Raw genomic sequence first — 14,794 nt, 5'->3', positions numbered from 1 at the left:
CAAGCTCCCTCGCCACAACGAGCCCGACCAACAGAAGGTCAGTTGCTTGAGAGCCGATCGCCCTTGGCGAATTTCCAGGTGCGGATGATTTCCAGGCGGTCCACGTCGTTCAGGTCACCGCTGAACGGCGCGAAAGGCGCGGCCAGGCGCACGATGCGCTGGGCGGCCTGGTCCAGCAGCGGTTGCCCGGAGGACTCGAGCACCTGCACCTCATATAACGTGCCGTCGCGGTTGATCGACACCAGCAGGCGCAAATTGCCATAAATCTGCTGGCGACGGGCCTCTTCGGGGTAGTTGAGGTTGCCGATGCGCTCGACTTTCTTGCGCCACTCGTCCTTATACCAGGCCCCTTTGTCACGCATGGTCGACGCGGCATTCAAGCGGTAGATGCGCGGGCGCTTGGCGTACAGCTGTTGCTCATGGGCCAGCTCGGCTTCCAGGCTGGAAATTTCGTCGGACAGCGTCGAGCTGTCGAAGGTCGGCGCCGGCTTCACCGGTTCAGGCGTCGGCTCGGTCTTGGTCTTCTCGCGCTGGGTCGGGGCTTTTTGCGGCTTGGGCGCGACGGTGGCCACCGCAGGCTTGGGCGTGGCCTGCTTGACCTCGGGCTTGGGCGCCGGAGGCGGCGTGACTTTATTCACCTTGTTGTCCTGGAACGGCGCCACTTCAGTGGTCTTGGGCACGGCTTTCTTGTCCAGGGTGCCGCTGCCTTGCTGGTTGTCCTGAGCGAGAAAGTCCGCTTTTTCAGGCTTCTTTTCGCTCTTGAACGTGGCGAGGGTGATTTCCAGGGTCTTGGTGATCTGCTTGGGCTCGACCAGGGTGAACCCCACCCCGAGGAGCACGGCCAGGTGAAGCAATGCGGCCAGGAACAGGGTAAATCCGAGCCGATCAGCCGGGCGCACGCCGCGGTGGGAGAGTTCGGGGGGCAGATCGGACGGGAGTGTCATGACAAAAAAACCAACATCGCGCGTTTCACAGGTGGCGCATGATAACGCAATGTTGGTGCGTGTCCGGCTGTTCTATGTCACTTGGCTTGTAGCTTGCGCTCAATGGCGCCCATCAGCATTTCGCCGATGTTCGTGCCATATGCATTGTCGATCTCACGGATACAGGTGGGGCTGGTGACGTTGATTTCGGTGAGGTGTTCACCAATTACGTCCAGGCCTACAAACAACAGGCCTTTTTCGCGCAGGGTCGGGCCGACCTGGCTGGCGATCCAGCGGTCCTTGTCCGACAACGGCCGTGCCTCGCCACGACCACCGGCCGCCAGGTTGCCACGGGTCTCGCCCGCCGCCGGGATCCGCGCCAGGCAGTAATCCACCGGCTCGCCGTCGATCATCAGAATGCGTTTGTCGCCGTCCTTGATCGCCGGCAGGTAGGCCTGGCCCATGATCTGCTGGGTGCCCAGGGCGGTCAGGGTCTCCAGGATCACCGACAGGTTCGGGTCGCCGGCGCGGTGACGGAAGATCGAGGTGCCACCCATGCCGTCCAGCGGCTTGAGGATCACATCGCCGTGCTGGGCGGCAAATTCACGCAGCACATCGGCGCGGCGGCTGACCACGGTCGGCGGCGTGCACTGCGGGAAGAGCGTGGCGAACAGCTTTTCGTTGCAGTCGCGCAGGCTCTGCGGCTTGTTGACGATCAGCACACCGGCGCGCTCGGCCTGCTCCAGCAGGTAGGTGGAGTAGACAAACTCCATGTCGAACGGCGGGTCCTTGCGCATCAGGATCACATCCAGGTCGCTCAACGGGCTGTCGATTTCGTCCTGCAACTCGAACCATTTCTCAGGGTTGGCAAACACCTGCAGCGGGCGCATGCGTGCGCGGGCCTCGCCGTCGCCCTGGTAAAGGTCGCGCTGTTCCATATAGAACAGGGTCCAGCCGCGGGCCTGGGCGGCCAGGAGCATGGCCAGCGAGCTGTCCTTTTTATAGGAAATGCTGGCAATAGGGTCCATGACAATGCCGACGCGAACGCTCATGGGGGATTTCCTCTGGCAAATTGGGCGCATAAAAGTGGCGTCAGAGTGGCGCTGCGGCTGTTGTGGGTCAAGGAAAAACCACCGGGCGGGTGCCTCGATAGATTGCTCCCCGAGACTGTGCTAAAAAGACTCCCACGGCGCAGCAGCCCTTGAATTGCATGGCTTGCGGCGCTCATCCTGTGAAGCATCAGGCAGTACACACCGAAAACCGATTCGCTGTGGCGATGGTAGAGCAACTATGGAACAGCATTCCAACGCCTTGAGAGTGATGGTGATCGACGATTCGAAAACCATCCGCCGCACCGCCGAGACGCTGTTGAAGAACGTGGGCTGCGATGTCATCACGGCCATCGACGGTTTCGATGCCCTGGCCCGGATTGTTGATCATCACCCGCACATTATCTTTGTCGACATCATGATGCCGCGCCTGGATGGTTATCAGACCTGCGCCCTGGTGAAGAACAACCCGGCGTTCAAGTCGATCCCGGTGATCATGCTGTCCTCCAAGGACGGCCTGTTCGACAAGGCCAAGGGGCGCATCGTGGGTGTCGATCAGTTTTTGACCAAGCCTTTCAGCAAGGAAGAACTGCTGAGCGCGATCAAGGCCTATGTGCCGGGGTTCGCAGCAGTAGAACAAGCACACTGACGCCGCCTCACAAGGGCTGGCGCCGACCAATGTAGCGGGGAAAACCATGGCACGCGTTCTGATCGTCGACGATTCGCCGACTGAAATGTACAAACTCACCGGCATGCTGGAAAAGCATGGTCACCAGGTGCTCAAGGCCGAAAACGGCGCGGACGGCGTGGCCCTGGCCCGTCAGGAAAAGCCCGATGCGGTCCTGATGGACATCGTGATGCCGGGTCTCAATGGCTTCCAAGCCACCCGGCAGTTGTCCAAGGAGCCGGAAACCAACGCCATCCCGATCATCATCATCACGACCAAAGACCAGGAAACCGACAAAATCTGGGGAGCACGCCAAGGCGCCAAGGACTACCTGACCAAGCCTGTGGATGAAGAAACCCTGATCGCCACCCTGAACAAGGTGCTGGCCGGTTAAAGGTTCGCGATCATGACCGAGTCGCAAACCGCCTTCGAGCTGTTGCTGGACATCGACCGCCGCTGCCGCTTGCTGGCGGCCGACCTGCCGTCCCAGGAAACCCGCCTGCAGCGCTGGAGCGGTATCGGTTTTCGCCTGGGTGAACAGTGGTATGTGGCGCCGATGGGGGAAATCGCCGAAGTGCTGCATGAGCCTCGCTGTACGCTGATGCCCGGGGTCAAGGCCTGGGTCAGGGGCGTGGCCAACCTGCGCGGGCGCTTGCTGCCGGTGATGGACCTGGGTGGTTTCCTCGGGCTTGCGCTGTCCAAGGCGCGCAGGCAACGGCGCGTGCTGGTGGTGGAATACAACGATCTGTTTGTCGGGCTGCTGGTGGACGAGGTGGTGGGGATGCAGCATTTCGCACAAGACGCCTTGCTGGCCAACGCCGGCCCCGGCGCGCCGTTTATCCAGGGCCGGTTCGACGGCGACCCACCGTGGCAGGTCTTCAGCCCCTTCGCTCTGGCCAAGGCCCCAGGCTTCATGGATGTCGCCGCATGACCACCGTTACCACGCCCAAACCCCAGGCCGGCTCGCGCAGCCGCTCACAGATCATCGTGCTGTTTATCGCCCTGATCGTGTTCATCATGCTGTTGTTCGCCAACTTCGCGTACCTCAACACCCAGTCCACCTACGACAAGCAATACATCGGCCACGCCGGTGAACTGCGTGTGCTGTCGCAACGTATAGCCAAGAACGCCACCGAAGCCGCCGCCGGCAAGGCGGCGGCGTTCAAGCTGCTGGGGGAGGCGCGCAACGACTTCGCCCAGCGCTGGGGTTACCTGAAAAAAGGCGATCCGGCTACCGGCCTGCCGGCGGCGCCCGGTGCGGTACGCGCCGAAATGCGCGCGGTGCAGACCGACTGGGAAGCACTGCTGAAAAACACTGACGCGATCCTCGCCAGCGAACAGACCGTGCTGTCCCTGCACCAAGTGGCGGCGACCCTGGCCGAAACCGTGCCGCAATTGCAGATGGAATCGGAAAAGGTCGTCGACATCCTGCTGCAGCGCGGCGCACCGGCCAGCCAGGTGGCCCTGGCCCAGCGCCAGTCGCTGCTGGCCGAGCGTATTCTGGGGGCGGTCAACACGGTACTGGCGGGCGATGAAACCGCCGTGCAGGCCGCCGATGCCTTTGGCCGCGATGCGGCGCGTTTCGGTCAGGTGCTCAATGGCATGCTCAACGGCAACCCGGGCCTGCGCATCACCCAGGTCGAAGACCGCGACGCCCGCGCACGGCTGACGGAAATCGCCGAGCTGTTCGAGTTCGTCTCAGGCTCGGTGGATGAAATCCTCGAAACCTCGCCGCAGCTGTTCCAGGTACGCGCTTCGGCGAGCAATATTTTCAACCTGTCGCAAACCCTGCTCGATGAAGCCTCGCACCTGGCCACCGGTTTCGAAAACCTGGCCAGCGGGCGCAGTTTCGACACCATCGGCGGTTATGTGCTGGGCCTGCTGGCGTTGACCTCGATTATCCTGATCGGCCTGGTGATGGTGCGCGAGACCAACCGCCAACTGCACGAGACCGCCGAGAAGAACGAGCGCAACCAGAACGCGATCATGCGCCTGCTCGACGAAATCGAAGACCTAGCCGACGGCGACCTCACCGTGACCGCCTCGGTCACCGAAGACTTCACCGGCACCATCGCCGACTCGATCAACTATTCCGTGGACCAGCTGCGTGACCTGGTCGCGACGATCAACCTCACCGCCGGCCAGGTTGCCGGCGCGGTGCAGGATACCCAGGCCACCGCCATGCACCTGGCCCAGGCCTCGGAGCATCAGGCCCAGCAGATCGCCGAAGCGTCCACCGCGATCAACCAGATGGCCCAGTCCATCGATCAAGTGTCGGCCAACGCCGCCGAATCCTCAGCGGTGGCGGAGCGCTCGGTAGAGATCGCCAACAAGGGCAACGAGGTGGTGCACAACACCATCCACGGCATGGACAACATTCGCGAACAGATCCAGGACACCGCCAAGCGCATCAAGCGCCTGGGCGAATCGTCCCAGGAGATCGGCGACATCGTCAGCCTGATCGACGACATTGCCGAGCAGACCAACATCCTGGCCCTCAACGCGGCGATCCAGGCGAGCATGGCCGGCGATGCCGGGCGTGGTTTTGCGGTGGTGGCCGATGAGGTGCAGCGCCTGGCCGAACGCTCATCGGCGGCCACCCGGCAGATCGAGACCCTGGTGCGGGCGATCCAGGCCGACACCAACGAAGCGGTGATCTCCATGGAGCAGACCACCACTGAAGTGGTGCGCGGAGCCCGGCTGGCCCAGGATGCGGGCGTGGCGCTGGAAGAAATCGAAGGCGTGTCGAAAACCCTGGCGGCGCTGATCCAGAGCATCTCCAACGCGGCGCAGCAACAGACTTCGTCGGCGGGTCAAATCTCGCTGACCATGAACGTGATCCAGCAGATCACCACGCAGACGTCGTCGGGGTCGACCGCCACGGCGGAAAGCATCGGCAATCTGGCGAAGATGGCCAGCCAGTTACGCAGGTCGGTGTCGGGCTTCACCCTTCCACCGCCCAAACAGGCTGATGATTGAAATGCGATCCAACTGTTTCAAGAACACCCACGAATTCCAAGCGGAGCAGTTATGGTTGACCGGCACGACTACGTGGCCCTCGAATGGGTCAAGGGCGACATTGCCGAAACCCTGAAACAGGCCCGTTCAGCGCTGGATGCGTTTGTCGAAACCCATGACGATGACGTGATCGGCCTGTGCCTGGCCGGTATCCACCAGGTGCATGGCGCGCTGCAAATGGTCGAGTTCTACGGCGCGGCGCTGCTGGCCGAAGAGATCGAGGAACTGGCCTTGGCGCTCCAGGCCGGGCAGGTGAGTCAGCGCGACGAAAGCATCCGCCTGCTGCAACAAGCCCTCGGCCAATTGCCGCTGTACCTCGACCGCGTGCACAGCGCTCGCCGCGACTTGCCGCTGGTCGTCCTGCCGCTGCTCAACGACCTGCGCAGCGCCCGCGGTGAAAGCCTATTGTCGGAAACCAGCCTGTTCAGCCCACAACTGCTGTCGATTGCGCCGCTGCCCGACGAGGCCCTGGCCCGGCGTGCGGCGCCGGACCTTCACGAGCAACTGCGCCAATGGCATCAACTGCTGCAACAGGCCCTCGCCGGGCTGTTGCGTGAAGACCACGGCCCAAGCAACCTGGAAGACATGGCGCGGGTGTTCGCCCGCCTCGAAGCGCTGTGCCAGGGCGCGCCGTTGTTGCCTTTGTGGCAGGTCACCTCGGCGCTGGTCGAGGGCATGCTCACCGGCGTGGTCGCCAACAGCCCGGCACTGCGCAGCCTGCTCAAGGCCAGCGGCAAGCAACTCAAGCGCCTGCTGGCCCAGAGTATTGACGGCATCAACCAGCCGGCGCCGGATGAATTGCTCAAAAGCCTGTTGTTCTACGTGGCCAAAGTCACCCGGCCGACGCCGCGCATGCAAAGCCTCAAGGAACGCTACGGCCTGGACGAGGCGTTGCCCGACAGTGCCGTGGTCGACGCTGAGCGCGCACGCCTGGCCGGGCCGGACCGCAATGCCATGGGCTCGGTGCTCGGTGCTTTGTGCGAGGAACTGGTGCGGGTCAAGGAGCGTCTCGACCTGTTCGTGCGCAGTGACCGCCAACACATCGACGACCTCGATGCGCTGCTGGCGCCGTTGCGGCAGATCGCCGATACCCTGGCGGTGCTGGGATTCGGCCAGCCGCGCAAAGTGATCATCGACCAGTTGGCGGTCGTGCTCAGCCTGGCTCAAGGCCAACGCGAACCCAACGACGCGGTGCTGATGGATGTGGCCGGCGCGCTGCTCTATGTGGAAGCCACTCTGGCCGGAATGGCCGGCACCGTCGAGCCGGACAGTCGCGAAGAAAGCCGCCTGCCCACCACCGACCTGACCCAGATTCACCAATTGGTGATCCGCGAGTCCTGCCAATGCCTGCGCCAGGCCAAGGAACTGGTGATCGATTGCCTCGAAGCCGACTGGGACCTCCAGCGTCTGGAGTCCGTGCCGGAGCTGCTGAGCCAGGTGCGCGGTGCGCTGGCAATGATCCCCTTGCCCCGTGCGGCGAGCCTGATGCGCGGCTGCACCGATTATGTCGATGAGCAGTTGATGGTCAACGACGCCCCGCCGTCCGAGACGCAGTTGGGGCATTTTGCTGACGTGATCAGCGGCCTGGAGTACTACCTGGAACGCATGCTCCAGGACCCCGATGCTTCCGGCGAGCAGGTGCTGGAGCTGGCCACCCAAAGCCTGGCGGCGCTGGGCTACTTGCCGGCGGAGAAACCCTGGCGCCAGGCGCTGGTGGCGCCCGATGGCGCGTTGTCGGGCGAGACCGCGCCCAGCCAGTCCCAGTACGATGCGCTGGCCAACCCCACATCGCGCCTCAACCCGCCGGCCTTGCAGCGCCCCGGTAGTCTGCTGCCACCGCCGGCCGATGAAGCGCCTGTCGACGATGAGCTGCGTGAAGTCTTCCTCGAAGAAACCGACGAAGTTCTGGAAGTGCTGCACCGCCACCTGCCCAACAGCGCCGACAAAGCCGCCCAGGGCGAAATGCGCCGCGCCTTCCACACGTTGAAAGGCAGTGGCCGCATGGTGCGCGCCCTGGTGCTGGCGGAGCTGGCCTGGGCCGTGGAAAACCTGCTTAACCGCGTGCTGGAACGCAGCGTGGCCCTAGGCCCGCAGATACAACAGGTGTTGGACGAAGCGGTGGCCCTGCTGCCGGAACTGATCGCCGACTTTGCGACTGACGACCAACGCCAGCGCAGTGAAGTCGATGCCCTGGCCGCCCGCGCCCACGCGTTGGCCAACGGTGTCGCCGTGTCGGCTGCCGAGCCCCACGACCCGATGCTGCTGGAGATCTTCCGCAATGAAGCCCAGAGCCACCTGGACAGCCTCAACCGCTTCTTGCGCCAGGCTGCCGAGCATGTGCCGCTGCAAGTCAGCGATGAGTTGCAACGCGCCCTGCACACCCTCAAGGGCAGCGCCTACATGGCCGGCGTGTTGCCGATCGCCGAACTGGTACGCCCGCTGGACCACCTGACCCGCGAATACAAGGCCCATCGCTTGCCGTTGGATCTGGATGAAGTGGAGTTGCTGCTCGACGCCGAGGGCCTGTTTCAGCAAGGGTTGCGCCAGCTGGACCGCGACCCGCGGGTGCCGATCAAGGGCGCGCAAGACTTGATCGACCGTACTCAAGCCTTGCTCGACCATCAGTTGGCGGCGCTGCTCGACGCCCCCAACACCGGCCTGCGCATCAAGCGCGACCCCCAACTGATCGCCAACTTCCTGGCCCAGGGCATGGACATCCTGCTCGATGCCGAGAGTCTGCTGCGCCGCTGGCAACAACACCCTGGCGAGCGCCAGGAACTCACGGCATTGCTGGATGAACTGACCACGCTGGGAGAGGGCGCGCACGACGCCGACCTGCACGCCATCGATGCGTTGTGTGAAGCCTTGCTCGATCTTTACGGCGCGGTGGAAGAAAGCAGCCTGGCGGTCAGCGCGCGGTTTTTCCAGGAGGTCGAACAAGCCCATGAAGCGCTGATCAACATGCTCGATCAACTGGCCGCCGGCCAGGAAATCGGCCCGGCGCCGGCACGTGTGCAGGCCCTGCGCGAACTGCTGGATGGCGCTCTGGACCCGTCCGCCACCGGGCTGATCAAGGGCGACGGCCAGCGCGCCCCGGACATCGCCGAGTTGGGCGCCGTCACGGCGCGGTTGAATCACGAAACAGCGATGGATGAGGAGATCGTCGAGATCTTCCTCGAAGAAGCCGTAGACATCCTCGACAGCGCCGGGCAGGCCCTCAAACGTTGGTTACTGGCGCCGGAAAACGCGGCACCGTTGTCCTCGCTGCAGCGCGACCTGCACACCCTCAAGGGCGGGGCGCGCATGGCCGAAATCGTCCCGGTGGGCGAGTTGGCCCACGAGTTGGAATGCCTCTATGAAGGCTTGGTGGACCGTCGCTACAGCTACTCCACCGAGCTCTCACAGGTGCTGATGGCCAGCCATGAGCGCCTGGCCTTGCAACTGGACGAGCTGCAACGGCAGCAGCCCTTGAGCGACAGCGCCGCGCTGGTCGGCAAGTTGCGCGAACTGCGCCAGGCCGGCACGCCGGCACCGGCGGCCGCGGTGCCGGAAACGTCCAGCACCGATCCGGAGCTGCTGGAGATTTTCCTCGAAGAGGCCGCCGATATTCTCGACAGCTCAGGCGCCGCCTTGCTGCGCTGGCAGGCCGAGCCGAACAGTCGCCAGGAGGTCGAAACCCTGCTGCGCGACCTGCACACTCTCAAGGGTGGCGCACGGATGGTCGAGATCGGCCCGATTGGCGACCTGGCCCATGAACTGGAGTTTCTCTACGAAGGGCTGTCCGCCGGCTCGCTTGCGCTGTCCCCCGAGCTGTTTGCGCTATTGCAGGGCTGCCATGACCGCCTGGCGCAGATGATCGATGCCGTGGCGGATGGCTTGCCGGTGGGCTCGGTGGACAAGCTCATCGAACGTATCAAAAGCCTGGTGCACCCCAGCGACGAGCCTGTGCTGCCGGTGGCATTGCCGGCGGGCAAGGTCGAAGCGGCGGTTGATCCGGCTGCCGACATGGTGAAAATCTCCGCCGAGCTGCTGGACGACCTGGTCAACCTGGCCGGTGAGACCTCGATCTTCCGGGGGCGCATCGAACAGCAAGTCAATGACGCACGCATCGCCCTGCATGAGGTCGAGACCACCATCGAACGCATGCGCGACCAACTGCGCCGCCTCGACAGCGAAACCCAGGGCCGCATCCTCAGCCGTCAGCAGGCCGAGGCCGAGCGCCTGTACGAGGAATTCGACCCGCTGGAAATGGACCGCCATTCGCAGTTGCAACAGCTGTCCCGTGCGCTGTCCGAGTCGGCCTCCGACCTGCTCGACCTCAAGGACACCCTCGACCGGCGTAACGAAGACGCGCACGACCTGTTGCAGCAACAGGCGCGTATCAACACTGAGCTGCAGGAAGGCTTGATGCGTACGCGCATGGTGCCGTTCGAACGCATGCTGCCGCGCCTCAAGCGCATCGTGCGCCAGGTGGCGGGCGAGCTGGGCAAGGACGTGGAGTTCATCGTCGGCAACGCCGAGGGCGAGATGGACCGCAACGTGCTGGAGCGCATGGCGGCGCCGCTGGAGCATATGCTGCGCAACGCCGTCGACCACGGCCTGGAGTCCCGCGAGGTGCGCCTGGCGGCCGGTAAACCGGAGAAGGGCCGCATCACCTTGGACCTGACCCACGAAGGTGGCGACATTGTCTTCGATATGCGCGACGACGGTGCCGGCGTGCCTCTGGACGCGGTACGGCGCAAGGCGATCAAGCGCGGCTTGCTGGCCCCCCATCAAGAAATGAGCGACCGCGACGTGTTGCAGTTCATTTTGCAGCCGGGCTTTTCCACCGCAGAAAAAATCACCCAGATTTCCGGGCGTGGCGTGGGCATGGACGTGGTGCACGAAGAAGTGCGCCAGCTCGGTGGTTCGATGGTGATCGACTCGACACCGGGCGCCGGCGTGCACTTTCGCATTCGCCTGCCTTTTACCGTGTCGGTCAACCGCGCGCTGATGGTGCAATGCGCGGACGAGCAATACGCGATCCCGCTCAACACCATTGAAGGCCTGGTGCGGGTGCTGCCCCATGAATTGGCGGGGCACTACCAGCAGGACCCGCCGTGCTACGAATATGCCGGCCAGCGCTACGAACTGTTCTATCTGGGCGATCTGCTGCACACCGTCGGCCGCCCGAAATTACTGGGTCAATACCAGCCCGTGCCGGTACTGCTGGTGCAGTGCAATGAGCGCCACGTGGCGGTGCATGTGGATGCCATGGCCGGTACCCGCGAGATCGTCGTCAAGGGCCTGGGCCCACAGTTTTCCGGGGTGCAGGGCTTGTCCGGGGCGACCATCCTGGGCGACGGCCGCGTGGTGTTGATCATCGATTTGCTGGCGCATATCCGCGCGCGGCCACCGGCCTTGCCGGCGCAGGCGGTGGATGCGCCGCTGATCCTCAACGACCCGCTGAAAAAGCGCCCGCTGCTGGTGCTGGTGGTGGACGATTCGGTCACCGTGCGCAAAGTCACCAGCCGCCTGCTGGAGCGCAACGGCATGAACGTGCTCACCGCCAAGGACGGCATCGACGCCCTCGCCGTGCTTGAAGAACATACCCCGGACCTGATGCTGCTCGACATCGAAATGCCGCGCATGGACGGCTTCGAAGTGGCGATCCAGGTGCGCAATGACCCGCGCCTGATGCGCCTGCCGATCATCATGATCACCTCGCGCACCGGCCAGAAACACCGCGACCGTGCCATGGCCATCGGCGTCAACGACTACCTCGGCAAGCCGTACCAAGAGTCGGTGCTGCTGGAAAGCATCGCCTACTGGAGCAAGTCCCATGCTTGATCACCGCGCCAGCCAACTCACCGGGTTGCTGCTGCCCCTGGCGGACCGGCACCTGATACTGCCCAACGTTGCCATTGCCGAACTGATCGACTTCCAGCGCGGAGAACCCGCCAGCGATGCACCGCCGTGGTATTTGCGGCAAGTGGCGTGGCGGGACCGGCAGATTCCGTTGATCAGCTTTGAAGCGGCGTGCGGTGAGGTCTGCGTCACCGGCGAACGCTCGCGGATTGTGGTGTTGAATGCGCTGGGCGGGCGGCCGACATTGAAGTTTATTGCGCTGGTGATCCAGGGTATTCCGCGGTCGTACAAGCTCGATAGCGAGTTGAGCTATGTGGACGTGCCGCTGTGCCCATTGGAACTGGCGGCGGTGCAAGTGGGGGAACAGGTGGCGAAGGTGCCGGATTTGATGGGGATCGAAGCCTTACTGGTTGAGTCTGGCTTGGCCTGAACACAAAACACTGCAAATGGTTTTTATCGTTTTCGACGCTAATATTGGATTTATTATCAAATTGAAGTGGCTATTAGCCTTTTCGTGGATGCGAGATTATTATTTTCGCCTACTATCCCCTGATAGTTATCATTTTTTAGCTCTCGTTAGGGAACTCGACAATGCAAGTAGGCTTCAAGGCGCTTGCCGACCGCTACCGAATCGCGCTGGTACAACCTCTGCGCGTCGAATCGGTAATCGGTACGACACGGATGAGCCGCGAAAGAGATGGGCATGTCGAGCGCAAGTATCCTGCCAGCTACCAGCCGGCGGACGACTTCGCAGGGCATTTCGAATTTGGGCTCAAGTACGAAGACCTCCACCTCGAATTTTTCGCCCGACTGTTTTCGGTTATTGGCCCTAAGCCTGTTGAAGCCTGGTGCCGGCAGGCGCCTTTTGGTCAATATGCTCGCCGCACGGGATTCCTGTATGAGTGGCTGACCGGAAAGCACCTTGATGTGCCGGATGTCACTAATGGCGGTTATGTCGATGCTGTATCTGCACAGCATTACTTGACTCGTGTTGAACCGCTGCGGGTTCGGCGCTGGCGCATCAACGATAATCTTCCCGGTGTGCCAGCATTCTGCCCGTTGGTTCGTCGTACCGAATCTGTTCAAGAAGCACTGCAATTTGACTTGGGTTTGGCCCTGCGCGAGCTGAACCAAACCTTTGGCACCGACATCCTGATGCGCACGGCCAGTTGGCTGACCCTCAAGGAGTCGCGCTCGAGCTTTCTGATCGAGAGGGAGGCAGATAAGGCCGACAGGATCCAGCGATTTGCCCATGTGATCGCCCAGCACTGTGGCCTTATCGAGGATCCGTTGAGTAACGACAGCCTGCACACGTTGCAAGCCGGTATTCTGGGGCATGAGGCGCTCGGGCTGGGCCTGCGACGCTCGCCGGTCTTCGTGGGGCAGGCGACGATGCGCGAGGATATCGTGCACTACATCGCGCCGGCCTTTGAGGCGCTGCCGCACTTGCTCGGTGGCCTAAAAGCATTCGAGCTGGCCACACGCGGCGCCGAACCGTTGGCCCGGGCGGCGGCAATCGCTTTTGCCTTTGTGTATATCCATCCGATGCGCGATGGCAATGGTCGGATTCATCGTTTCTTGATCAACGATATCTTGATCCGTGATAAGGCGGTGCCGGAGGGCGTGATCCTGCCTGTATCGGCCACTATCATCAGTTCGATTGATTTTCGGGCGCGTTATGACCGCACGTTGGAAGTGTTTTCGCGGCCATTTATGCAACGCTATGCAGCGTCCTATCGTTTTGGAAAAGTCGCCGTCTACAAAGACGGCACCTCAAGCAACCTGGTCTTCGATGACTACGACGACGCGCACTTTGCATGGCGCTATCCTGATCTGACCGAGCACGTGTTGTACACGGCGCAGGTCGTGGCGCATACCGTCCGCACCGAGATGGCTGATGAAGCGCGTGTACTCATCACTTTCCAGCTTGCCCAGGAGCGGCTCAAGGACGTGCTTGAAATGCCTGATCAAGACGCGAACCGCATCATTCGCTCGCTCAAGGAAAATGGCTGGCAGGTATCCGGCAAACTGAAGAAAGCCTATCCGCAGTTGGACGATGCAGGCCGCACAGAGCGTGTTGTGGAAGCCGTGCGATCGGCATTTGAAGAGCGAGAAGTGGGGAGTGGCGAAGAGTGATTGGGGCGGTATTGGGCCGTGCATGAACTTCTCGTGGACTACTATCCAACAGGCGCTACTGAGCAAATGTGGGAAAGCCCCCTCCCACTCCTCAACCAATCCGTGCAAACCGCTCACCGGTTGCTTCCGATACCCGGCCAGCTATAAGTCGTAGGCACTTTGCTTCGACGACCATCACCGGGCGGTATGTCGGAATAGGATGGAGTTGCTGTAGGCGAGTTCTGTATTTGGATTAGGCGGGTTTTCAGGCCGGAGGGGAATGGCTAGTTTCTGCGCTTCTCACTGCCAGCAAGGATCCGCAAATGACCGTACCGTTAATGCCGCCTGGTGTTTCGATGCTTGAAAACATGGCGATATCCAACTGCAAGCGCATTCATCTCAAGCGCGGCTCGGCATTCGCCTATTCGTGCTTCTATTCCCAGGTTCGTGCAGCCGGCCCATGGAACTACAAGAAGCGAGGGCGTCAGTACGAAGCTTTTGGTAATTTCAATTATGGTGCTACAGGTACGGTACTGGGCATTCCCGAGCATGTTTTGTTGCGGGCAGCAGGCGTCGCTCAAACATTCGCAAAAACCACCACGCCTGAGTTTGGATCATGGTGGGGCGATGACCCTTTTGGCGATGATCCTCGCGATCAATATTGGATAAGGAGGGGGATTGAATATGCAATTTCTCAGGGCTACTAAGAGCCTCTTACCTGTCCTGCGCAACAGCCTTCTGGTGGCCTGTCTGATTTACATCGCAGGCAGTTGGATCATGTCATCCGGTACACCGGATCTGGACAAAGTGGTTTTGAAACACTCCCTAGGCAACGGTAGCTCAATTTATGGCGTGCGTGACGGGCAGGGCGGCGCGACAGTGGGGTTTTCCTACAGGTACTACGTCCATAAGGATCTGGGTAATGATCACGAAATACTCACTTCATTGGTTTCGGCACATCCATTTCTAAAAACCAAGGAGCCTGATGTCCAAGTGACCCAGGCGGATGGAACCATCCACCTCATTGTTCATGGGGAGGTTTATGAGTACCGCAGCTATCCGCTTGAAGGTTTGGGGGCTGTTAGCATCGACATGAGGCTGTAGGCCTGCGCCTGCTGGCTTCGGATTTTTCCTGCAAGACTTTGGGAAGTGCGTGAACTTGTCGTGATCGCTCA

At 62.0% G+C, this 14,794-nt stretch carries 11 protein-coding genes; 9 read left to right on the top strand and 2 right to left on the bottom strand.

Features of this window, described 5'->3' with window-relative positions; translation table 11 throughout:
• Positions 1–38 precede the first annotated feature (38 nt).
• Together PSH66_RS28045 and gshB are read right to left on the bottom strand one after the other, a co-directional pair.
• The gene (locus PSH66_RS28045) at positions 39–944 is read right to left on the bottom strand and encodes an energy transducer TonB (RefSeq protein ID WP_003176674.1); all 906 of its coding nucleotides are present in this window, start codon (positions 942–944) and stop codon (positions 39–41) included.
• A gap of 77 nt (positions 945–1,021) precedes the next feature.
• Positions 1,022–1,975 carry a glutathione synthase gene (gene gshB, locus PSH66_RS28040; protein ID WP_003176673.1) on the bottom strand — a complete coding sequence of 318 codons (954 nt, stop codon included), beginning with the start codon at positions 1,973–1,975 and terminating at the stop codon, positions 1,022–1,024.
• Positions 1,976–2,213: 238 nt separating this feature from the next.
• Between gshB and pilG the strand changes: the two genes are divergently transcribed.
• The 9 genes from pilG (at position 2,214) to PSH66_RS27995 (ending at position 14,723) form a co-directional block, all read left to right on the top strand.
• A complete protein-coding gene (gene pilG, locus PSH66_RS28035; RefSeq protein WP_003176671.1) occupies positions 2,214–2,621 on the top strand; it encodes a twitching motility response regulator PilG in 408 nt (135 codons plus the stop codon).
• A 46-nt stretch (positions 2,622–2,667) separates the two neighbouring features.
• Positions 2,668–3,033: a twitching motility response regulator PilH gene (gene pilH, locus PSH66_RS28030; RefSeq protein WP_003176670.1), complete on the top strand. Its 366-nt coding sequence runs from the start codon at positions 2,668–2,670 to the stop codon at positions 3,031–3,033.
• A 12-nt stretch (positions 3,034–3,045) separates the two neighbouring features.
• Positions 3,046–3,570: a chemotaxis protein CheW gene (locus PSH66_RS28025; RefSeq protein WP_003176669.1), complete on the top strand. Its 525-nt coding sequence runs from the start codon at positions 3,046–3,048 to the stop codon at positions 3,568–3,570.
• Positions 3,567–5,618, top strand: coding sequence for a methyl-accepting chemotaxis protein (locus tag PSH66_RS28020; protein ID WP_305428035.1), 2,052 nt, complete (start codon positions 3,567–3,569; stop codon positions 5,616–5,618). The genes PSH66_RS28025 and PSH66_RS28020 overlap by 4 nt, the downstream gene beginning before the upstream one ends.
• Before the next feature lie 51 nt (positions 5,619–5,669).
• Complete coding sequence (locus tag PSH66_RS28015; RefSeq protein WP_305428034.1) at positions 5,670–11,486, top strand: Hpt domain-containing protein; 5,817 nt, start codon at positions 5,670–5,672, stop codon at positions 11,484–11,486.
• On the top strand, positions 11,479–11,934 hold the full coding sequence (locus PSH66_RS28010; RefSeq protein ID WP_205490989.1) for a chemotaxis protein CheW: 456 nt from the start codon (positions 11,479–11,481) through the stop codon (positions 11,932–11,934). Before PSH66_RS28015 ends, PSH66_RS28010 begins: the two co-directional genes overlap by 8 nt.
• Positions 11,935–12,095: 161 nt before the next feature.
• On the top strand, positions 12,096–13,640 hold the full coding sequence (locus tag PSH66_RS28005) for a Fic family protein (RefSeq protein WP_305428033.1): 1,545 nt from the start codon (positions 12,096–12,098) through the stop codon (positions 13,638–13,640).
• Positions 13,641–13,942: 302 nt separating this feature from the next.
• On the top strand, positions 13,943–14,326 hold the full coding sequence (locus PSH66_RS28000) for a polymorphic toxin type 44 domain-containing protein (protein ID WP_305428032.1): 384 nt from the start codon (positions 13,943–13,945) through the stop codon (positions 14,324–14,326).
• Positions 14,304–14,723: a hypothetical protein gene (locus tag PSH66_RS27995; RefSeq protein WP_305429661.1), complete on the top strand. Its 420-nt coding sequence runs from the start codon at positions 14,304–14,306 to the stop codon at positions 14,721–14,723. Before PSH66_RS28000 ends, PSH66_RS27995 begins: the two co-directional genes overlap by 23 nt.
• Positions 14,724–14,794 lie beyond the last annotated feature (71 nt).

The sequence above is a fragment of the Pseudomonas sp. FP597 genome (assembly GCF_030687435.1).
Classification (GTDB): domain Bacteria; phylum Pseudomonadota; class Gammaproteobacteria; order Pseudomonadales; family Pseudomonadaceae; genus Aquipseudomonas; species Aquipseudomonas lactucae.
This window is presented reverse-complemented; position numbering and strand designations above follow the sequence as displayed.